Raw genomic sequence first — 20399 nt, 5'->3', positions numbered from 1 at the left:
TTTTATGGCTGGAACAACGCGCCCTTGCTCGCGATGGCGTCCTTTCCGGCAGCGTATCCGTCAGATCCGATAAGTACTCTTGGTCATTACCTTGGCCAGCAAACTCATTCCGAACTTCACCGGCGCCGGAAAACGAAACCCACCGGCATCCAGCGCACTTTCGGCATGATGTTCTTCATCAATCCGCATCTGCTCAAGAATCGCCCGGGACTTCTCGTCCTCCGCCGGCAATTGCTCAAGGTGCTCGTTCAAGTGTTTGCACACCTGATGCTCGGTGGCGGCAACAAACCCCAGACTGACCTTGTCGCTGATCAATCCGGCCACTGCGCCAATTCCGAACGACATGCCGTAGAACAGCGGGTTGAGAATGCTGGTGTGGCTGCCCAGTTGCTGGATGCGTTGCTCGCACCAGACCAGGTGATCGATTTCTTCTTCGGCAGCATGTTCCATGGCGGCCCGCACGTGCGGCAGCTTGGCGGTCAGGGCCTGACCCTGATACAGCGCCTGGGCGCAGACTTCACCGGTATGGTTGATGCGCATCAAGCCAGCAACGTGGCGGGTATCTTCGTCACTCATTTGCGCATCCGGCTGCACAATGGCCGGCGACGGACGGTATGGCTGGCCACTGAAAGGCAGTAACGTGCGCATCGCGGCATCGGCTTGCAGCAGAAGACGGTCAATCGGCGAGTAGTGACGCTGGGTAGTCATGTTGACCTCCGGGAAGAATCTCGGCGGCCAGTTTAACCCAATCGGTCGGGGAAGGTTTGCGCTGGGTCATGTGGATGTCGCCGTGATCTGTAGGCGCGAGCGATGCGGCGACCCGACTTGCCCGCGAATGCGGTTTATCTGATGACATTAATGTGACTGTCAGATCCTTTCGCGGGCAAGTCGGGCCGCCGCATCGCTCGCTCCTACAGGGAAGAGCGGTGCATCAGCCCGGCGGCCAGTGCATCTGGCGCTGACCCAGCACATGCATATGAATGTGATAGACCGTCTGCCCACCCAATTCATTGCAGTTCATGACCACGCGGAAACCTTCTTCGCAGCCCAGTTCCAGGGCCAGGCGCTGGGCGGTGAACAGAATATGCCCGGCCAAAGCCTTGTCGTCCTCGGTGAGGTCGTTGAGGGTGCGCACCGCTTTTTTCGGAATGACCAGAAAATGCACCGGTGCCTGTGGGGCGATGTCGTGGAAGGCCAGTACCTGGTCGTCCTCGTAGATGATCTTCGCCGGGATTTCCCGGTTGATGATCTTGGTGAACAGAGTATCCACAGCTGTTTTCTCCGTTGTTTTGACTGGCCTGAGTGTACTCATGGGTTATCCACGAGCCCAGCCTTTTACCTTGAGGCCTGGTCAGCGCGGGCAGTAGGCCTTGTTGACCATGCCAGCGATTGTCCGGTTGAGCCAGCGCGAGCCGAGCCGCGGCAGGAAGGCGCGCCAGCGGTTCCCTCGGCCCGGAATAATGATTGCGCGATTTTTCTCAAGGGCGCGCACGGTATACAACGCAACCTCTTCGGGACTCATGAGCATGTTGCTGTCGGCCAGCTTGCCGGTGTCCAGTTGAGCGGTACGGAAGAACCCGGTACGGGTCGGGCCGGGGCACAGCACCGAGACCTTGACCGCACATTTCTTCAGTTCGACGCGCAACCCTTCGGAAAAATGCAGAACATAGGCTTTGCTGGCGTAGTACGTGCTCATCCACGGGCCGGGTTGGAAAGCGGCCGTTGAGGCGACATTCAGAATCTGCCCGCCCCCCTGCAAGGCCATGCTGTTGCCGATGGCATGGCACAAGCGGGTAAGTGCCAGGATGTTCACTTCGATCAGATCCTGCTCGGTCATCCAGTCCTGGGCCAGGAATGGCCCGCAGGTGCCGATGCCGGCGCAGTTGATCAGCAGATCAATTTGCCGGTCACCTTCTTCCAGTTCCAGCAGGAACCCGGACAGCCGTAACGGTTCGCCCAGGTCACAGGCGCGGAACAATACTTCCACGCCAAAGCGTTGGGTCAGTTCAATGGCAATACTTTCCAGCTGATCACGTTGTCGGGCCACCAGAATCAGGCTGCGGCCGCGGCGGGCCAGTGCTTCGGCCATCGCCAGGCCGATGCCACTGGAAGCGCCAGTGATCAGAGCGTAACGGGTCATGCAGTTCTCCATCGCAACAGCCCCGCGCCGGCGACGCGTGTGTCACGGGCGGGGAGCGCTGTTCATTCTTTCGCAGAGTCTACAGGGGCCGGGGCTTCTTCGGCTTCATCGTCTGCAGAATCGGGTGCCTGCTCAGCCTCTGCGGCCGGCTCGACTTCAACTTCTTCAGTAATCACCGAGCTGCTGTCATAGCTGGTTTCGGCAGCAGTTTCATACTCTTGCTGGATCGCCGTAAGGCCTCCGGCCAGTGCGCCAACCAAGACGATGGCGATTAACACCACCCACAACGAAGACAGCACTTTGACCGCCGTGGTGTTGGGCGGAGGCGGTGCGCCGTAGCGATTGGCGATGTTGGTGCCCGGGGCGACCATGATCACGAACGGAAAGAAGCTGCCCACGAACGGGACCAGGTTCAGCAGCCAGAGCCAGCCGGACCAGCCGATGTCATGCAGACGCTGAACACTGATCTGGATGCTGACGACCGCGGCTGCGATGCACAGGATGAACGCTGCCAGGCCGCCGAGAATAAGGCCTGCGGTCGAATCGGCACTGATGATGGCGACTGCGAAAATCGCCGCTACGGAGCCGACCGCCAGCATGACCAGCGTCAGGACCATCGTCCACGCCAAATAGCGCAAACGACCGATGCGGCCTTCGACGCTGAATGGCTTGAGTATGGCGTATTCTGGCAGGGCTTCACCGACGGTAGCCCGGGGCGGGGCGTAAGGGGATGCCGGGTCGGCGAATTCGGATGGGCTGCTGACGGGCCGGTGTTCGTGAGCATCGGCCAGGTTCAGTTCTATGGACGGCTCGCTTTCGATGCGAGCATCGATACCAGTTTTCTTCAGCGCCTGAAGATAGGTTTGTGCGTCGGCGTGCGACAGGTCTTTCTTGAGTGTAACCGTCTTGCCAGTGAACAGCCGTTCGACCGCAGCGACTTCGCTTTTGTATAGCTCGGCCAGCTTCTGTTTAGCGGTGGTGGCGTCAACGTCTGGCAGCAGAGCGCCGTCGAACACGATCTTGAAACCGTTGTCGCTCATTGCGAGGCATCCTTGTCGCGAGTTTATTGAATGAGGAAATGTTACTGGCGTGAAGTGTAAGGCCAGCCGGTGTGGGCTGGCCAAACTTTCATCTCAGCGCGGCCAGCGTTTGGGCAGCTCGGCCGCCAGTTCCAGAGCCTTGCGGTACTCCGCGTCAAGTCGTGCGACCAATTGATCGACGCTCGGCAAATCATCGATTTCCCCGACACCCTGGCCCGCAGACCACACGGTTTTCCAGGCTTTGGCTTCATCGCTGATCGGCTTGAGTTTGGAGCCGAAGTCGACCTCGCCCTTGCCTTGCAGTGCTGCCATGTCGAAACCGGCAGCCTCCAGGCTTTGACGCATGAAACTCGCCGGTACGCCCGACACTGCCGGCGTATGGACGATGTCCGCGGCTCTGGACGTCAGCAGCATCTCTTTGTAGGCATCAGGCGCATGACTTTCAGTGGTGCCGATAAATCGCGTACCGAAGTAGGCCAGATCCGCGCCGAGCAATTGCGCAGCAAGGATCTCGTGGCCGTGGTTGAGGCAGCCTGCCAGCAGCAGGGTCTTGTCGAAGAACTGGCGAATCTCGGCAATCAGCGAGAACGGGCTCCAGGTCCCTGCGTGTCCACCGGCACCTGCTGCCACGGCGATCAAGCCATCCACACCGGCCTCGGCAGCTTTCTCGGCATGGCGGCGGGTCGTCACGTCATGGAACACCAGTCCGCCATAGCTGTGGACGGCATCTACCACTTCTTTCACGGCGCCGAGGCTGGTGATTACGATCGGTACTTTGTGCTCGATGCAGATCGCAAGGTCCGCTTGCAGCCGTGGGTTAGTGTTGTGAACGATGAGGTTGACCGCGTAAGGCGCCGGGTTTTCCAGTGTCGCCAACCCTGCTTCAATCTCTTCCAGCCAGGCCTTGAAGCCGCTGCTCTCGCGCTGGTTCAGCGCCGGAAAGCTGCCGACTACGCCGTTTCGGCAGCAGGCGAGCACCAATTGCGGATTGGAAATCAGGAACATCGGCGCTGCCACCACGGGCAGACGCAAACGTTGTTCGAGCAAAGCGGGCAGCGACATTGGAAGTACCCCGGTGAGTTGTGCCTATTGGAGTTAGAACGGCCGAACGACGACCAGAATTACGATAGCCAGCAATATCAGAACCGGCACTTCATTGAACCAGCGATAAAAGACATGGCTGCGGGTGTTTTCGCCACGGGCAAAACGCTTCACCTGTGCGCCGCACATGTGGTGGTAACCGATCAGGATCACCACCAGGGTCAGCTTGGCGTGAATCCACGCGCCTTGACTGAAGATGCTCGGGTTAAGCCAGATCAGCGCGATACCGAAAATCAGGGTAGCGATCATCGCCGGGCCCATGATGCCGCGGTACAGCTTGCGCTCCATGAGGCTGAAGCGTTCCTTGCTGACGCTGTCCTCGCTTTGCGCGTGATAAACGAACAGGCGCGGCAGGTAGAACAGGCCGGCAAACCAGCAGACCATGCTGACGATGTGAAGCGCTTTGAGCCACAGATAAAGCATTTTTAGTTATTCCCAGGTTCACGGTAGCCCGAATAGTAGAGAAAGTGTCCCGTCTCGGACATAACTGTTCAATTTTGACGGCGTCTTTTGCAGCCAGGCTGCGTTGCCGCTCCTCGCCATAGCGAGCTATGACTCGTCGCGGCGCCTTGTCTGGCCACAAAAGCCACTCGCCAAAAGTTGAACGTTATGCCCGAGACGGGACACATGAGCCGCCGCACGTCACCTAAGCGGTTGTCGCAGGGCCGCGCGGCCCCTATTATCGACGGCTTTCCAGTGGGTTCGTTGAGGGCAGGTTTATGGTCAAGGTCGGTATCGTCGGCGGCACGGGTTACACCGGTGTCGAACTGCTGCGTCTGTTGGCACAGCATCCGCAAGCTGAAGTGGTTGTGATCACTTCCCGATCCGAGGCCGGTCTGGCCGTGGCTGACATGTACCCGAACCTGCGAGGCCACTACGACGGCCTGGCTTTCAGCGTTCCGGACATCAAGACGCTGGGCGCCTGTGATGTGGTGTTCTTCGCCACGCCTCATGGTGTTGCCCATGCGCTGGCCGGCGAACTGCTGGCAGCCGGGACCAAGGTCATCGACCTGTCGGCGGACTTCCGTCTGCAAGACTCTGCCGAGTGGGCCAAGTGGTACGGCCAGCCGCACGGTGCACCGGAACTGCTGGAAGAGGCGGTCTACGGGTTGCCGGAAGTCAATCGCGAGCAGATCAAGGATGCTCGCTTGATCGCGGTGCCGGGTTGCTACCCAACAGCGACGCAATTGGGTTTCCTGCCTTTGCTCGAAGCCGGTCTGGCCGATACCACGCGTTTGATCGCTGATTGCAAATCCGGTGTCAGCGGTGCCGGTCGTGGCGCTTCGGTCGGTTCGCTGTACGCCGAAACGTCGGAAAGCATGAAAGCCTATTCCGTCAAAGGTCACCGTCATTTGCCGGAAATTCGCCAGGGCCTGCGTCGTGCAGCGGGCAAGGACGTCGGTCTGACTTTCGTTCCGCACCTGACGCCGATGATTCGCGGCATTCATTCGACGCTGTATGCGACCGTGGTGGATCGCTCGGTGGATCTGCAGGCGCTGTTTGAAAAGCGTTATGCCAACGAACCGTTCGTCGACGTAATGCCGGCCGGCAGCCATCCGGAAACCCGCAGCGTGCGTGGCGCCAACGTTTGCCGTATTGCCGTGCATCGTCCGCAGGACGGTGATCTGGTGGTGGTGCTGTCGGTGATCGATAACCTGGTCAAAGGTGCGTCGGGTCAGGCGGTGCAGAACCTGAACATCCTGTTTGGCCTGGATGAGCGTCTGGGCCTGTCCCACGCCGGCATGCTGCCGTAAGGCTTTATTCCTAGCAGCAAAAAGGCCCGACTGACGGGCCTTTTTGCATTTTTAGCCGGCAATCGGGTTTATTGATATACCGTAACAATAGTTGACCAATTTTCTAGGAGAAGCGGATAATGCGCGTCATCACGCATTATGGCGGCGTAACGCCGGGAGATAGTCAGCATGAGCGTCGAATCCTTCACCCCCACCGCTTTGCAATTCACCCACGGTGCCGCGCACAAGGTGAAGAGCCTGGTCGATGAAGAGGGGAATGATCGCTTGAAGCTGCGCGTATTCGTTACGGGCGGCGGTTGTTCAGGTTTTCAGTACGGCTTCACCTTCGATGAAGAAGTGGCCGATGACGACACCATCGTCGAGCGCGAAGGTGTGAGTCTGGTCGTAGACCCGATGAGCTTCCAGTACCTGGCCGGTGCCGAGGTGGATTATCAGGAAGGTCTGGAAGGTTCGCGTTTCGTGATCAAGAATCCGAACGCCAGCACCACGTGTGGTTGTGGCTCTTCGTTCTCGATCTGATCGCGCTTCACCGCAATATCAAACGCCGCATGGCTTCAGGGCTTTGCGGCGTTTTGCTGTGCGGCGTTTATGCCGGGTAGATGGCGCCGAGTACGCGCAGGCCGCGGGCGCCGGTGACGCTCGGGCGGTTGGCGGCGATGCCTTCCAGGCAGCAATGGGCCAGCCAGGCGAAGGCCATGGCTTCGACCCAGTCCGGGTCCACGCCGTAATCGGCAGTGCTGCTGACTGTCGCGTTCGGCAGCAGGCTGGCCAGACGGTTCATCAGCGTGGCGTTGTGCGCGCCGCCACCGCAGACCAGCAGTTCCTGAGTGTCTGATTGGGCATGCTGCAGTGACTCGACGATGGTCAGCGCTGTGAGTTCAAGCAGAGTGGCTTGCACGTCTTCAGCGGCGAAGGACGGTAGTTTCGAGAGGTGCTGTGTCAGCCATGGCAGGTTGAACACTTCGCGTCCGGTGCTTTTCGGGCCTTTGGTCAGGAAGAATGGATCGCTCAGCAACTCATTCAGCAAAACTGGTTCAACCTTGCCGCTGGCGGCCCATTGGCCGTCACGATCAAAATTGTCGCCGCGTTGCTGGTGAATCCAGGCATCCAGCAGAACGTTGCCCGGGCCGCAATCGAAACCGGCGACAGGTTTGCCGGGCTCGATCAGGCTGAGGTTGCTGAATCCGCCAACATTCAACACCGCACGATGACCGGCGCGTTCATCAAACAACGCTTCGTGAAAGGCGGGCACCAAAGGCGCGCCTTGCCCGCCGGCGGCCACATCACGGCTGCGGAAGTCGCTGACCACAGTGATACCGGTCAGCTCGGTGAGCAGGGCAGGGTTGCCGATCTGAACCGTGAAGCCGCGCGCCGGTTCATGACGAATGGTCTGGCCGTGGCTGCCTATCGCGCGAATGTCTTCGGGTTTCAGGTTGTGTTGGTGGAGGAGGGTGTTAATGCCCTGAGCCGCCAGTTTCACCCAGTTCTGCTGGGCGATGGCGGAGCGGGCAATCTCGTCCGGGCCGCTGGCGCACAAGCCAAGCAGCTCGGCGCGCAGGGAATCAGGCATGGGGGTGTAGTGCGTGGCGATCAGGTTGATCGCCGGGGTCAGCTCGATCAGCGCAATGTCCAGGCCATCGAGGCTGGTCCCGGACATCACACCTATGTAGAGCGTCATGATTTAGCGCTTCGAAGCCAGCATGGTGGCTTTCTCTTGGTCCATGCGCGCCATCAGCGGCTGGCTCTGCGTGAGAAAGCGTGCGCGTTCCGCTTTGGAGATAGGGTCGGCCATCGCAACTTTCTGGCCCAGTGGGTCGACATGCACGCCGTTGACCTGGAACTCGTAGTGCAAGTGCGGGCCTGTGGACAGGCCGGTCGTGCCGATATAACCGATCACCTGGCCTTGCTTGACGCTACCGCCGGTCTTGACGCCTTTGGCAAAGCCCTGCATATGGCCGTAAAGCGTGCGGTAGGTGTTGCCATGCTGGATGATCACGGTATTACCGTAGCCGCCACGGCGACCGGCGAGTAACACTTTACCGTCACCGGCCGCTTTGATCGGTGTGCCGCGGGGTGCTGCGTAATCCACACCTTTGTGGGCGCGGATCTTGTTCAGGATCGGGTGTTTGCGGCCCATGGAGAATTTCGAACTGATGCGGGCGAAGTCTACCGGCGTACGGATGAAAGCCTTGCGCATGCTGTTGCCGTCAGCGGTGTAGTAACTGCTGTTGCCTTGCTTGTTGGTGTAACGCACGGCGGTGTAGGTCTTGCCGCGGTTGGTGAAGCGTGCGGACAGGATCGGGCCGTTGCCGACAGCCTTGCCGTTGACGACTTTTTGCTCGTAGATCACATCGAACTCGTCACCCTGGCGGATATCCTGGGCGAAGTCGACGTCATAACCAAACACGCTGGCCATGTCCATGGTCAGGCTATGGGACAGGCCTGCACGCGCGGCAGATTGCGACAGCGAGCTGTTGATCACGCCATGAACGTAGGCGGAGCGCACGGTAGGCTTGGCTGTAATGCGGTTGAACGTATAACCCTTGTCATTCTTTGTCAGGGTGATGCTTTCGAGGTCGCTGACTTTGCTGTGCAGGTTGGTCAACTGGCCGTCGGGAGTCAGTTCGAATTCGAGTTTCTGGCCATGTTTGAGCTGGCTGAATTGCTTGGCTTGCTTATCGCTGGCCAGTACTTCATGCACCGAAGTGGCGGGGAGGCCGACTTTCTCAAACAGCGTGGACAGCGTGTCTCCTTTGGAAACGATCACTTCCCTGTGGTTTGGGGCCTTCTTTTCTTCGACGACCGGGGCAGGTACAGGCTCGACCTGAGCGGTTTCCTGTGGCTCTTCGGCGCTGTTTTCGATCTGCGCGAAAGGCGAGGCTGCCGGTTCATTTGTGGCTTGGACGGCTTCAGCTGCGTCTTGATCTTGTGTCAGTTGTTCAGCAGGGCTTTCCAGTTCAAGACTCAGGGTCGTCTTTTTGGCTTCTACATCACTGGACGGGAATACCAGAAGCGCCAAGCTCAGAAGAGCGGCGATTCCACTTGCTGCAAGCAGGTGGGTCTTCGGGTAAAGCGGTGGCGCTTTAGGCGATTCTTTGGTCATAGGTAATTTTTGACTTTGAAAAAGATGAATTGGAAAAGATGAATGACATGATGAAGATGAAATAACTGTATAAAATATAACCAAATCATCTCTGAAGCAAGTCCGTGGTCACTCTGCCGGCGGATTGGCGTCATTGCACCGGCCAAACTTTGTATTTGACGCGTGATCTTGTATGGTTGGTCCCCTTTGAATTCGAGCCTTGCGGGTCTGTTATGAAGTCGGTTGAAGAGCAGCTAGCGCTGATTAAACGTGGTGCGGAAGAACTGTTGGTCGAGTCCGAGCTGATCGAAAAGCTCAAGCGTGGCCAGCCGCTACGTATTAAGGCAGGCTTCGATCCGACCGCGCCGGATTTGCACCTGGGTCATACGGTGCTTATTAATAAGCTGCGTCAGTTCCAGGAGCTGGGGCATCAGGTGATCTTCCTTATAGGCGACTTCACCGGGATGATCGGTGATCCGAGCGGCAAGAGCGCGACGCGTCCTCCGCTCACTCGCGAGCAGGTTCTCGAGAATGCCGAGACCTACAAGACTCAAGTCTTCAAGATTCTCGATCCGGCCAAGACCGAGGTGGCGTTCAACTCCACCTGGATGGATCAGATGGGGCCGGCGGACTTCATTCGTCTGACTTCGCAGTACACCGTGGCTCGCATGCTTGAGCGCGATGACTTCGACAAGCGCTACACGACCAACCAGCCAATCGCTATTCACGAGTTCCTCTATCCGCTGGTTCAAGGGTATGACTCGGTCGCGCTGCGCGCGGATGTCGAATTGGGTGGTACCGATCAGAAGTTCAACCTGCTGATGGGGCGTGAGCTGCAGCGCAGTTATGGTCAAGAGGCTCAATGCATTCTGACCATGCCGCTGCTCGAAGGTCTGGATGGCGTGAAGAAGATGTCCAAGTCCTTGGGCAACTACGTCGGTATACAGGAGGCGCCGGGTGTCATGTACGGCAAGCTGGTCTCTATTCCGGATGCGCTGATGTGGCGTTACTTCGAATTGCTCAGTTTCCGTTCCATGGATGAGATCAATGTCTTTCGTGCTGATGTCGAAGCGGGTGCCAATCCGCGTGATATCAAGATCAAGCTGGCCGAAGAGATCGTCGCGCGTTTCCATGGTGAAGAGGCTGCGGCCAATGCTCACCGTGCGGCGGGCAATCGTATGAAGGATGGCGAGCTGCCGGACGATCTGCCAGAGATCGAGTTGACCGCTACTGAAGATATGCCGATCGCTGCCGTCCTTAATAAGGCGGGATTGGTCAAGAACTCGGCTGTCGCGCGAGACCTGCTGGGTTCCGGTGGTGTGCGTATAGATGGTGAGGTTGTGGATCGCACCTTTATATACGTACTGGGCGCGACCCATGTTTGCCAAGCCGGAAAGAAGGCATTTGCGCGTATTACCCTCAAATCCGAATAAAGCTGAAATTAGGTGTTGACGGCAGATTCTGGAAGTCTATAATTCGCCCCACTTCCGGCGCAGTCGAAACGGAAAACTCCTTGGTAAACAAAGAGTTACGCAGTTTTCGACAGCGAGTTGCTTCAGGTCATCGAAGCCCAGAAGGAGTTGGTCAGGCAGGGTTGTTTAGCTTGATTGACGATTCGATCTTCTCGGTCGAAAGCGGAGAAAAAGAGGTGTTGACAGCAGCGAGTAACGCTGTAGAATTCGCCTCCCGCTAACGAGAGATCGGAAGCGCAAGTGGTTGAAGTTGCAAAGGAAACTTTGAAAACTTCTGAAAATAACCGCTTGACAGCAACAGAGGCTGCTGTAGAATGCGCGCCTCGGTTGAGACGAAAGATCTTAACCAACCGCTCTTTAACAACTGAATCAAGCAATTCGTGTGGGTGCTTGTGGAGTCAGACTGATAGTCAGCAAGATTATCAGCATCACAAGTTACTCCGCGAGAAATCAAAGATGTAACCAACGATTGCTGAGCCAAGTTTAGGGTTTCTTAAAAACCCAAAGATGTTTGAACTGAAGAGTTTGATCATGGCTCAGATTGAACGCTGGCGGCAGGCCTAACACATGCAAGTCGAGCGGCAGCACGGGTACTTGTACCTGGTGGCGAGCGGCGGACGGGTGAGTAATGCCTAGGAATCTGCCTGGTAGTGGGGGATAACGCTCGGAAACGGACGCTAATACCGCATACGTCCTACGGGAGAAAGCAGGGGACCTTCGGGCCTTGCGCTATCAGATGAGCCTAGGTCGGATTAGCTAGTTGGTGAGGTAATGGCTCACCAAGGCGACGATCCGTAACTGGTCTGAGAGGATGATCAGTCACACTGGAACTGAGACACGGTCCAGACTCCTACGGGAGGCAGCAGTGGGGAATATTGGACAATGGGCGAAAGCCTGATCCAGCCATGCCGCGTGTGTGAAGAAGGTCTTCGGATTGTAAAGCACTTTAAGTTGGGAGGAAGGGCATTTACCTAATACGTAAGTGTTTTGACGTTACCGACAGAATAAGCACCGGCTAACTCTGTGCCAGCAGCCGCGGTAATACAGAGGGTGCAAGCGTTAATCGGAATTACTGGGCGTAAAGCGCGCGTAGGTGGTTTGTTAAGTTGGATGTGAAATCCCCGGGCTCAACCTGGGAACTGCATTCAAAACTGACAAGCTAGAGTATGGTAGAGGGTGGTGGAATTTCCTGTGTAGCGGTGAAATGCGTAGATATAGGAAGGAACACCAGTGGCGAAGGCGACCACCTGGACTGATACTGACACTGAGGTGCGAAAGCGTGGGGAGCAAACAGGATTAGATACCCTGGTAGTCCACGCCGTAAACGATGTCAACTAGCCGTTGGGAGCCTTGAGCTCTTAGTGGCGCAGCTAACGCATTAAGTTGACCGCCTGGGGAGTACGGCCGCAAGGTTAAAACTCAAATGAATTGACGGGGGCCCGCACAAGCGGTGGAGCATGTGGTTTAATTCGAAGCAACGCGAAGAACCTTACCAGGCCTTGACATCCAATGAACTTTCCAGAGATGGATTGGTGCCTTCGGGAACATTGAGACAGGTGCTGCATGGCTGTCGTCAGCTCGTGTCGTGAGATGTTGGGTTAAGTCCCGTAACGAGCGCAACCCTTGTCCTTAGTTACCAGCACGTAATGGTGGGCACTCTAAGGAGACTGCCGGTGACAAACCGGAGGAAGGTGGGGATGACGTCAAGTCATCATGGCCCTTACGGCCTGGGCTACACACGTGCTACAATGGTCGGTACAGAGGGTTGCCAAGCCGCGAGGTGGAGCTAATCCCAGAAAACCGATCGTAGTCCGGATCGCAGTCTGCAACTCGACTGCGTGAAGTCGGAATCGCTAGTAATCGCGAATCAGAATGTCGCGGTGAATACGTTCCCGGGCCTTGTACACACCGCCCGTCACACCATGGGAGTGGGTTGCACCAGAAGTAGCTAGTCTAACCTTCGGGAGGACGGTTACCACGGTGTGATTCATGACTGGGGTGAAGTCGTAACAAGGTAGCCGTAGGGGAACCTGCGGCTGGATCACCTCCTTAATCGACGACATCAGCTGCTCCATAAGTTCCCACACGAATTGCTTGATTCATTGAAGAAGACGATAAGAAGCAGCCCTAACAGGTTGTAGCTTAGTTGGTTGGAGCGCACCCCATGCTCAGTGGTAAAGAGCAGGGTGAGGTCGGCCTTAAAGCTCGAAATTGGGTCTGTAGCTCAGTTGGTTAGAGCGCACCCCTGATAAGGGTGAGGTCGGCAGTTCGAATCTGCCCAGACCCACCAATTTTGTGTGGGAACCTGTAGAAATACGGGGCCATAGCTCAGCTGGGAGAGCGCCTGCCTTGCACGCAGGAGGTCAACGGTTCGATCCCGTTTGGCTCCACCACTACTGCTTCTGTTTGTTGAAAGCTTAGAAATGAGCATTCCATTGTGATGATGGTGAATGTTGATTTCTAGTCTTTGGCTAGATCGTTCTTTAAAAATTTGGGTATGTGATAGAAAGATAGACTGAACGTTACTTTCACTGGTAACGGATCAGGCTAAGGTAAAATTTGTGAGTTACTCTTAACTGAGTATTATCGAATTTTCGGCGAATGTCGTCTTCACAGTATAACCAGATTGCTTGGGGTTATATGGTCAAGTGAAGAAGCGCATACGGTGGATGCCTTGGCAGTCAGAGGCGATGAAAGACGTGGTAGCCTGCGAAAAGCTTCGGGGAGTCGGCAAACAGACTTTGATCCGGAGATGTCTGAATGGGGGAACCCAGCCATCATAAGATGGTTATCTTAAGCTGAATACATAGGCTTAAGAGGCGAACCAGGGGAACTGAAACATCTAAGTACCCTGAGGAAAAGAAATCAACCGAGATTCCCTTAGTAGTGGCGAGCGAACGGGGACTAGCCCTTAAGTGGCTTTGAGATTAGCGGAACGCTCTGGAAAGTGCGGCCATAGTGGGTGATAGCCCTGTACGCGAAAATCTCTTAGTCATGAAATCGAGTAGGACGGAGCACGAGAAACTTTGTCTGAATATGGGGGGACCATCCTCCAAGGCTAAATACTACTGACTGACCGATAGTGAACTAGTACCGTGAGGGAAAGGCGAAAAGAACCCCGGAGAGGGGAGTGAAATAGATCCTGAAACCGTATGCGTACAAGCAGTGGGAGCCCACTTTGTTGGGTGACTGCGTACCTTTTGTATAATGGGTCAGCGACTTATTTTCAGTGGCGAGCTTAACCGAATAGGGGAGGCGTAGCGAAAGCGAGTCTTAATAGGGCGTCTAGTCGCTGGGAATAGACCCGAAACCGGGCGATCTATCCATGGGCAGGTTGAAGGTTGGGTAACACTAACTGGAGGACCGAACCGACTACCGTTGAAAAGTTAGCGGATGACCTGTGGATCGGAGTGAAAGGCTAATCAAGCTCGGAGATAGCTGGTTCTCCTCGAAAGCTATTTAGGTAGCGCCTCATGTATCACTGTAGGGGGTAGAGCACTGTTTCGGCTAGGGGGTCATCCCGACTTACCAAACCGATGCAAACTCCGAATACCTACAAGTGCCGAGCATGGGAGACACACGGCGGGTGCTAACGTCCGTCGTGAAAAGGGAAACAACCCAGACCGTCAGCTAAGGTCCCAAAGTTATGGTTAAGTGGGAAACGATGTGGGAAGGCTTAGACAGCTAGGAGGTTGGCTTAGAAGCAGCCACCCTTTAAAGAAAGCGTAATAGCTCACTAGTCGAGTCGGCCTGCGCGGAAGATGTAACGGGGCTCAAACCATACACCGAAGCTACGGGTATCACTTAGGTGATGCGGTAGAGGAGCGTTCTGTAAGCCTGTGAAGGTGAGTTGAGAAGCTTGCTGGAGGTATCAGAAGTGCGAATGCTGACATGAGTAACGACAATGGGTGTGAAAAACACCCACGCCGAAAGACCAAGGTTTCCTGCGCAACGTTAATCGACGCAGGGTTAGTCGGTCCCTAAGGCGAGGCTGAAAAGCGTAGTCGATGGAAAACAGGTTAATATTCCTGTACTTCTGGTTATTGCGATGGAGGGACGGAGAAGGCTAGGCCAGCTTGGCGTTGGTTGTCCAAGTTTAAGGTGGTAGGCTGGAATCTTAGGTAAATCCGGGATTCTAAGGCCGAGAGCTGATGACGAGTGTTCTTTTAGAACACGAAGTGGTTGATGCCATGCTTCCAAGAAAAGCTTCTAAGCTTCAGGTAACCAGGAACCGTACCCCAAACCGACACAGGTGGTTGGGTAGAGAATACCAAGGCGCTTGAGAGAACTCGGGTGAAGGAACTAGGCAAAATGGCACCGTAACTTCGGGAGAAGGTGCGCCGGTGAGGGTGAAGGACTTGCTCCGTAAGCTCATGCCGGTCGAAGATACCAGGCCGCTGCGACTGTTTATTAAAAACACAGCACTCTGCAAACACGAAAGTGGACGTATAGGGTGTGACGCCTGCCCGGTGCCGGAAGGTTAATTGATGGGGTTAGCTAACGCGAAGCTCTTGATCGAAGCCCCGGTAAACGGCGGCCGTAACTATAACGGTCCTAAGGTAGCGAAATTCCTTGTCGGGTAAGTTCCGACCTGCACGAATGGCGTAACGATGGCGGCGCTGTCTCCACCCGAGACTCAGTGAAATTGAAATCGCTGTGAAGATGCAGTGTATCCGCGGCTAGACGGAAAGACCCCGTGAACCTTTACTATAGCTTTGCACTGGACTTTGAATTTGCTTGTGTAGGATAGGTGGGAGGCTTTGAAGCGTGGACGCCAGTTCGCGTGGAGCCAACCTTGAAATACCACCCTGGCAACTTTGAGGTTCTAACTCAGGTCCGTTATCCGGATCGAGGACAGTGTATGGTGGGTAGTTTGACTGGGGCGGTCTCCTCCTAAAGAGTAACGGAGGAGTACGAAGGTGCGCTCAGACCGGTCGGAAATCGGTCGTAGAGTATAAAGGCAAAAGCGCGCTTGACTGCGAGACAGACACGTCGAGCAGGTACGAAAGTAGGTCTTAGTGATCCGGTGGTTCTGTATGGAAGGGCCATCGCTCAACGGATAAAAGGTACTCCGGGGATAACAGGCTGATACCGCCCAAGAGTTCATATCGACGGCGGTGTTTGGCACCTCGATGTCGGCTCATCACATCCTGGGGCTGAAGCCGGTCCCAAGGGTATGGCTGTTCGCCATTTAAAGTGGTACGCGAGCTGGGTTTAGAACGTCGTGAGACAGTTCGGTCCCTATCTGCCGTGGACGTTTGAGATTTGAGAGGGGCTGCTCCTAGTACGAGAGGACCGGAGTGGACGAACCTCTGGTGTTCCGGTTGTCACGCCAGTGGCATTGCCGGGTAGCTATGTTCGGAATAGATAACCGCTGAAAGCATCTAAGCGGGAAACTAGCCTCAAGATGAGATCTCACTGGGACCTTGAGTCCCCTGAAGGGCCGTCGAAGACTACGACGTTGATAGGTTGGGTGTGTAAGCGCTGTGAGGCGTTGAGCTAACCAATACTAATTGCCCGTGAGGCTTGACCATATAACACCCAAGCAATTTGCAAGCTTTGAGCTGAAAAGCAAAAGAGCACAAGATTGCGGTGTGTGAAGACGAAACGAACCGAAAGTTCGAAAGACTCACAAAACACCGAGATCTATCACATGCCCATTCGCTGGAGCGTAATCCGTAAGGAGAACGACCTGGCTACCGAATTTCTTGACGACCATAGAGCATTGGAACCACCTGATCCCATCCCGAACTCAGCAGTGAAACGATGCATCGCCGATGGTAGTGTGGGGTTTCCCCATGTGAGAGTAGGTCATCGTCAAGATTAAATTCCGAAACCCCTATCTGCGTATGCAGGTAGGGGTTTTGTTTTGTCCGCAGGAAAATCTGGTCCTCGGGGTTTCTATGCAACGGCTCGGGGCATGGCTATCATGCGGGCCTCATTGTGAGGCGAGACTTGCATGCTGACGTTGTTAAAGCTTCTTAAGGATGGCAAGTTCCATTCGGGTCAGGCCCTGGGCGTCGCCTTGGGCGTCAGTCGTAGTGCGGTATGGAAGCAGCTACAGCATTTAGAGGCTGAGCTTGGCTTGTCCATCCATAAGGTGCGCGGACGTGGCTATCAATTGGCTGCGCCATTGACGCTGCTTGATCCTGCCGGCATAAAAGAACAGGCGCCCTCGTGCGACTGGCCTATTCTGCTCTTCGACTCAATTGACTCCACTAACGCTGAAGCCTTGCGCGTAATAGAGCGTGGGCAGGCTGCGCCATTCTTGGTGCTCTCCGAGCGGCAGACTGCGGGTCGCGGCCGACGTGGGCGAAATTGGGCCAGTCCTTTCGCAGAAAACATCTATTACAGCCTCGTATTGCGCATCGAAGGTGGAATGCGTCAGCTCGAAGGGTTGAGTCTTGTGGTTGGGCTTGCTGTCATGCAGGCGTTGAGAGATCTCGGTATCCCGGGCGCGGGCTTGAAGTGGCCCAATGATGTTCTGGTTGGCCAGAAAAAGATCGCCGGGATATTGCTCGAGCTGGTGGGTGATCCTGCTGATGTGTGTCACGTGGTGCTGGGTGTTGGAATTAATGTGAATATGCAGGCAACCGATGAGATTGATCAGCAATGGACATCCGTGCGGTTGGAGTCGGGCAGGGTGTTTGACCGCAATCACCTTGTCGCGCAATTAGGGTTAATGCTTCAGAAATATCTGGCCCGTCATCAGGTTGATGGGTTTTCCGCTATTCAGCGGGAATGGGAGCAGAACCATCTTTGGCAAGGGCGGGCAGTCTCGTTGATTGCTGGCGTCAACCAGATTGATGGTGAGGTGTTGGGTATCGACAGTCAGGGTGCCTTGCGCTTGAAGGTAAATGGGGTGGAAAAGGTCTTTAGTGGTGGTGAGCTCAGCCTGAGGTTGCGTGATGATTCTTGAGCTCGACTGCGGAAACAGTTTTATAAAGTGGCGGGCTCTCCATGCGGATGCCAAGCAGGTGTTTGGTGAAGGCGTCGTGGATTCGGATTTCGCATTGCTGGAAAGCCTGAGTGGACTCGAAGGGCTGGCCCTCAAGCAGTGCCGGTTGGTCAGTGTCAGAACGGCCGAAGAGACTGCTGCGTTGACCTCTCTGCTGACAAAAGCGTTCTCTGTATCCGTAATTTGCGCTGCGCCGGCGCGTGAAATGGCAGGCGTTCGGAATGGGTACGAGGAGTTTGAGCGGTTGGGGCTTGATCGCTGGTTAGCGATGCTCGGTGGATTTAACCTGGCCGCAGGAGCATGCCTGGTACTCGATTTCGGTACCGCGGTGACTGCTGATTTCATTGCGGGGGATGGAGATCATCTTGGCGGGTTTATTTGCCCTGGAATGCCTCTGATGCGCAACCAGTTACGAACCCATACCCGCAAGATTCGCTATGGCGATATCGCTGCCGAGCGCGCACTTGAAAGCCTCGTACCAGGCCGCACAACGGTCGAAGCGGTTGAGCGAGGATGTTTGCTTATGTTGAGAGGCTTCGTCCTGACTCAGCTGGAAATGGCGCGTAGTTATTGGGGGGAGGATTTTGCGGTATTCCTCACGGGAGGCGATGCGGCGCTCGTCTCCGAAATCGTACCGGATGCCAGACTGGTTCCAGACCTGGTGTTTGTAGGTCTGGCGATGGCATGCCCTTTGTCTTGAGGTTCTTATGCGTTGGTTGTTCCTGCTGTTGCTGGTTCTCAATGTCTTCTATTACATCTGGCATCAACAAGAGGCCCCGCTGCGTGCGAAAGATGTAACGCCTTTGAGTTTGTATCGAGGATCGCAGCAGGATATCCGTTTGCTAAGCGAGGCAACTGATACGGGGCGTGAGAAAGGAAAGTCGGCGTCGACGGACAGTGGCTGCCTTTACTTGGGTGGTTTCACTCGTCAGGAGGTCGCCCTGGCAGCTGAGCGCCGGCTGGGTGGGATGGATATCAAAGTTCAATCGTTGCCAAAAGACTCCTCTGATCCGTCTGGCTACTGGCTCCGTGTAGCACCTGAAAGCCGGCGTTTAGTGGATGATCTTCAGCTGCTAAACCTTTCCAAAGAATTCAATGAGTTAAAACATAAAATAATGCCGTGCGAGGGGGTTGCGCCTGCGGAATAGTTTGCATAGAATGGCGCCCGCTTCGCAGTGAAGACCTTTAACGGTCAGCAGTACGAAGCGGTGTCAATGCAGCTAACCTCAGGTTTTTAATGAGAAAATGCTTGACAGAAGGTCGGCATGATATAGAATGCCGGCTCGCTTAGGAGGGGTTCCCGAGCGGCCAAAGGGATCAGACTGTAAATCTGACGTCTACGACTTCGAAGGTTCGAATCCTTCCCCCTCCACCATTTTTAGCGAGAGCTGCAAGCTCCGCGGGTATAGTTTAGTGGTAGAACCTCAGCCTTCCAAGCTGATGATGCGGGTTCGATTCCCGCTACCCGCTCCAAGTTTGCAGGTCCTGCAAGGCGTTACGCTCTTGTAGCTCAGTTGGTAGAGCACACCCTTGGTAAGGGTGAGGTCAGCGGTTCAAATCCGCTCAAGAGCTCCATATAACAAGGCAGATATGAAAATATCTGCCTTTGTTTTAATGGGTTGTATCACTGCTTAATTCTTCTGCTGGGGGTTGCTTCGATGGCTAAGGAAAAGTTCGAGCGTAATAAGCCGCACGTCAATGTAGGCACCATTGGTCACGTAGACCACGGTAAAACTACTTTGACCGCTGCGCTAACCCGTGTCTGCTCCGAGGTTTTCGGTTCGGCAAAGGTGGATTTCGACAAGATCGATAGCGCCCCAGAAGAGAAAGCGCGTGGTATCACCATTAATACTGCTCACGTTGAGTACGATTCGGCTGTGCGTCACTACGCGCATGTTGACTGTCCGGGTCACGCTGACTACGTAAAGAACATGATTACCGGTGCTGCTCAGATGGATGGTGCGATCCTGGTTTGCTCGGCCGCAGACGGTCCGATGCCGCAAACCCGCGAGCACATCCTGCTCTCTCGCCAGGTTGGGGTTCCGTACATCGTTGTCTTCCTGAACAAGGCTGACATGGTTGATGATGCTGAGCTGCTCGAGTTGGTTGAGATGGAAGTGCGCGATCTGCTGAGTACTTACGATTTCCCGGGTGATGACACTCCGATCATCATTGGTTCTGCGCTGATGGCGTTGAACGGTCAAGACGACAACGAGATGGGTACAACTGCCGTTAAGAAGTTGGTTGAGACTCTGGATAGCTACATTCCGCAGCCTGAGCGTGCGATCGACAAACCGTTCCTGATGCCGATCGAGGATGTGTTCTCGATCTCGGGTCGCGGTACTGTCGTGACTGGTCGTGTTGAGCGTGGCATCGTCCGCATTCAGGAAGAGGTTGAGATTGTTGGTCTTCGTGACACTGTCAAAACAACTTGTACTGGTGTTGAAATGTTCCGAAAGCTGCTCGACGAAGGTCGTGCTGGCGAGAATTGTGGGGTGCTGCTGCGCGGTACCAAGCGTGATGATGTTGAGCGTGGCCAGGTTTTGGTCAAGCCGGGCACCGTCAAGCCGCACACCAAGTTTACTGCTGAAGTATACGTTTTGAGCAAGGAGGAGGGTGGTCGTCATACGCCATTCTTCAAAGGCTACCGTCCACAGTTCTACTTCCGTACTACGGATGTGACCGGTAACTGCGAATTGCCAGAGGGCGTTGAAATGGTTATGCCGGGTGATAACGTTCAGATGACCGTTACCTTGATCAAAACCATTGCGATGGAAGATGGTCTTCGTTTCGCTATCCGTGAGGGCGGTCGTACCGTCGGCGCTGGTGTCGTAGCTAAAGTCATCGAGTAA

At 55.5% G+C, this 20399-nt stretch carries 15 protein-coding genes, 5 tRNA genes and 3 rRNA genes; 15 read left to right on the top strand and 8 right to left on the bottom strand.

Translation table 11 applies throughout. The features are described 5' to 3' along the window. Positions 1–60 precede the first annotated feature (60 nt). The 6 genes from coq7 to hemJ form a co-directional block, all read right to left on the bottom strand. Positions 61–708: a 2-polyprenyl-3-methyl-6-methoxy-1,4-benzoquinone monooxygenase gene (coq7, locus tag ACA068_RS26605; RefSeq protein ID WP_010467212.1), complete on the bottom strand. Its 648-nt coding sequence runs from the start codon at positions 706–708 to the stop codon at positions 61–63. A 223-nt stretch (positions 709–931) separates the two neighbouring features. Further along, positions 932–1270 carry a histidine triad nucleotide-binding protein gene (locus tag ACA068_RS26600; RefSeq protein ID WP_094470373.1) on the bottom strand — a complete coding sequence of 113 codons (339 nt, stop codon included), beginning with the start codon at positions 1268–1270 and terminating at the stop codon, positions 932–934. A gap of 81 nt (positions 1271–1351) precedes the next feature. Then, complete coding sequence (locus ACA068_RS26595) at positions 1352–2140, bottom strand: SDR family NAD(P)-dependent oxidoreductase (RefSeq protein WP_497296317.1); 789 nt, start codon at positions 2138–2140, stop codon at positions 1352–1354. Positions 2141–2202: 62 nt separating this feature from the next. Further along, complete coding sequence (locus ACA068_RS26590; protein ID WP_497305874.1) at positions 2203–3180, bottom strand: DUF805 domain-containing protein; 978 nt, start codon at positions 3178–3180, stop codon at positions 2203–2205. Positions 3181–3273: 93 nt separating this feature from the next. Continuing rightward, positions 3274–4242 (bottom strand): NAD(P)H-dependent flavin oxidoreductase, encoded by a 969-nt coding sequence (locus tag ACA068_RS26585; protein ID WP_010467219.1) that lies wholly within the window; start codon positions 4240–4242, stop codon positions 3274–3276. A 33-nt stretch (positions 4243–4275) separates the two neighbouring features. Continuing rightward, a complete protein-coding gene (gene hemJ / locus ACA068_RS26580; RefSeq protein ID WP_497305872.1) occupies positions 4276–4704 on the bottom strand; it encodes a protoporphyrinogen oxidase HemJ in 429 nt (142 codons plus the stop codon). A gap of 296 nt (positions 4705–5000) precedes the next feature. On the opposite strand from hemJ, the gene argC reads away from it, so the two are divergent. Continuing rightward, positions 5001–6035 carry an N-acetyl-gamma-glutamyl-phosphate reductase gene (gene argC / locus ACA068_RS26575; protein WP_219096886.1) on the top strand — a complete coding sequence of 345 codons (1035 nt, stop codon included), beginning with the start codon at positions 5001–5003 and terminating at the stop codon, positions 6033–6035. A gap of 168 nt (positions 6036–6203) precedes the next feature. Then, positions 6204–6554 (top strand): iron-sulfur cluster insertion protein ErpA, encoded by a 351-nt coding sequence (gene erpA / locus ACA068_RS26570; protein ID WP_007947969.1) that lies wholly within the window; start codon positions 6204–6206, stop codon positions 6552–6554. Positions 6555–6621: 67 nt separating this feature from the next. Here the strand turns inward: erpA and ACA068_RS26565 are convergent, their stop codons facing one another. Together ACA068_RS26565 and ACA068_RS26560 are read right to left on the bottom strand one after the other, a co-directional pair. Then, positions 6622–7713 (bottom strand): anhydro-N-acetylmuramic acid kinase, encoded by a 1092-nt coding sequence (locus ACA068_RS26565; RefSeq protein WP_497305870.1) that lies wholly within the window; start codon positions 7711–7713, stop codon positions 6622–6624. A gap of 3 nt (positions 7714–7716) precedes the next feature. Next, positions 7717–9138, bottom strand: coding sequence for a peptidoglycan DD-metalloendopeptidase family protein (locus ACA068_RS26560; RefSeq protein ID WP_497305869.1), 1422 nt, complete (start codon positions 9136–9138; stop codon positions 7717–7719). Positions 9139–9350: 212 nt separating this feature from the next. Between ACA068_RS26560 and tyrS the strand changes: the two genes are divergently transcribed. The 13 genes from tyrS to tuf all read left to right on the top strand — a co-directional run bounded on the left by tyrS (position 9351) and on the right by tuf (position 20399). Then, complete coding sequence (gene tyrS / locus ACA068_RS26555; protein ID WP_497305867.1) at positions 9351–10550, top strand: tyrosine--tRNA ligase; 1200 nt, start codon at positions 9351–9353, stop codon at positions 10548–10550. A 552-nt stretch (positions 10551–11102) separates the two neighbouring features. Further along, positions 11103–12641: ribosomal RNA gene (locus tag ACA068_RS26550) — 16S ribosomal RNA — on the top strand. Positions 12642–12802: 161 nt separating this feature from the next. Continuing rightward, positions 12803–12879: transfer RNA gene (locus ACA068_RS26545), tRNA-Ile, on the top strand. A gap of 27 nt (positions 12880–12906) precedes the next feature. Next, positions 12907–12982, top strand: a tRNA-Ala gene (locus ACA068_RS26540). A gap of 249 nt (positions 12983–13231) precedes the next feature. After that, positions 13232–16123, top strand: a 23S ribosomal RNA gene (locus tag ACA068_RS26535). Between the two features lie 173 nt (positions 16124–16296). Further along, positions 16297–16412, top strand: a 5S ribosomal RNA gene (gene rrf / locus ACA068_RS26530). Together the 16S, 23S and 5S rRNA genes with 2 tRNA genes alongside form the textbook arrangement of a ribosomal RNA operon. Before the next feature lie 136 nt (positions 16413–16548). Beyond that, positions 16549–17508 carry a bifunctional biotin--[acetyl-CoA-carboxylase] ligase/biotin operon repressor BirA gene (gene birA / locus ACA068_RS26525; RefSeq protein ID WP_497305865.1) on the top strand — a complete coding sequence of 320 codons (960 nt, stop codon included), beginning with the start codon at positions 16549–16551 and terminating at the stop codon, positions 17506–17508. Continuing rightward, complete coding sequence (locus ACA068_RS26520) at positions 17498–18247, top strand: pantothenate kinase (RefSeq protein ID WP_497305863.1); 750 nt, start codon at positions 17498–17500, stop codon at positions 18245–18247. Before birA ends, ACA068_RS26520 begins: the two co-directional genes overlap by 11 nt. A gap of 7 nt (positions 18248–18254) precedes the next feature. After that, a complete protein-coding gene (locus ACA068_RS26515) occupies positions 18255–18695 on the top strand; it encodes a hypothetical protein (RefSeq protein WP_497305861.1) in 441 nt (146 codons plus the stop codon). 142 nt (positions 18696–18837) lie between these two features. Continuing rightward, positions 18838–18922, top strand: a tRNA-Tyr gene (locus tag ACA068_RS26510). A 24-nt stretch (positions 18923–18946) separates the two neighbouring features. Continuing rightward, positions 18947–19020 (top strand) — tRNA-Gly (locus ACA068_RS26505). A 26-nt stretch (positions 19021–19046) separates the two neighbouring features. Next, a tRNA-Thr gene (locus ACA068_RS26500) sits at positions 19047–19122 on the top strand. A gap of 83 nt (positions 19123–19205) precedes the next feature. Then, positions 19206–20399: an elongation factor Tu gene (gene tuf, locus ACA068_RS26495; RefSeq protein ID WP_007896619.1), complete on the top strand. Its 1194-nt coding sequence runs from the start codon at positions 19206–19208 to the stop codon at positions 20397–20399.

This window comes from Pseudomonas sp. LBUM1660 (genome assembly GCF_059695935.1).
The sequence above is the reverse complement of the archived record's forward strand: the minus strand, read 5'-3'. Positions and strand labels throughout refer to the sequence as shown.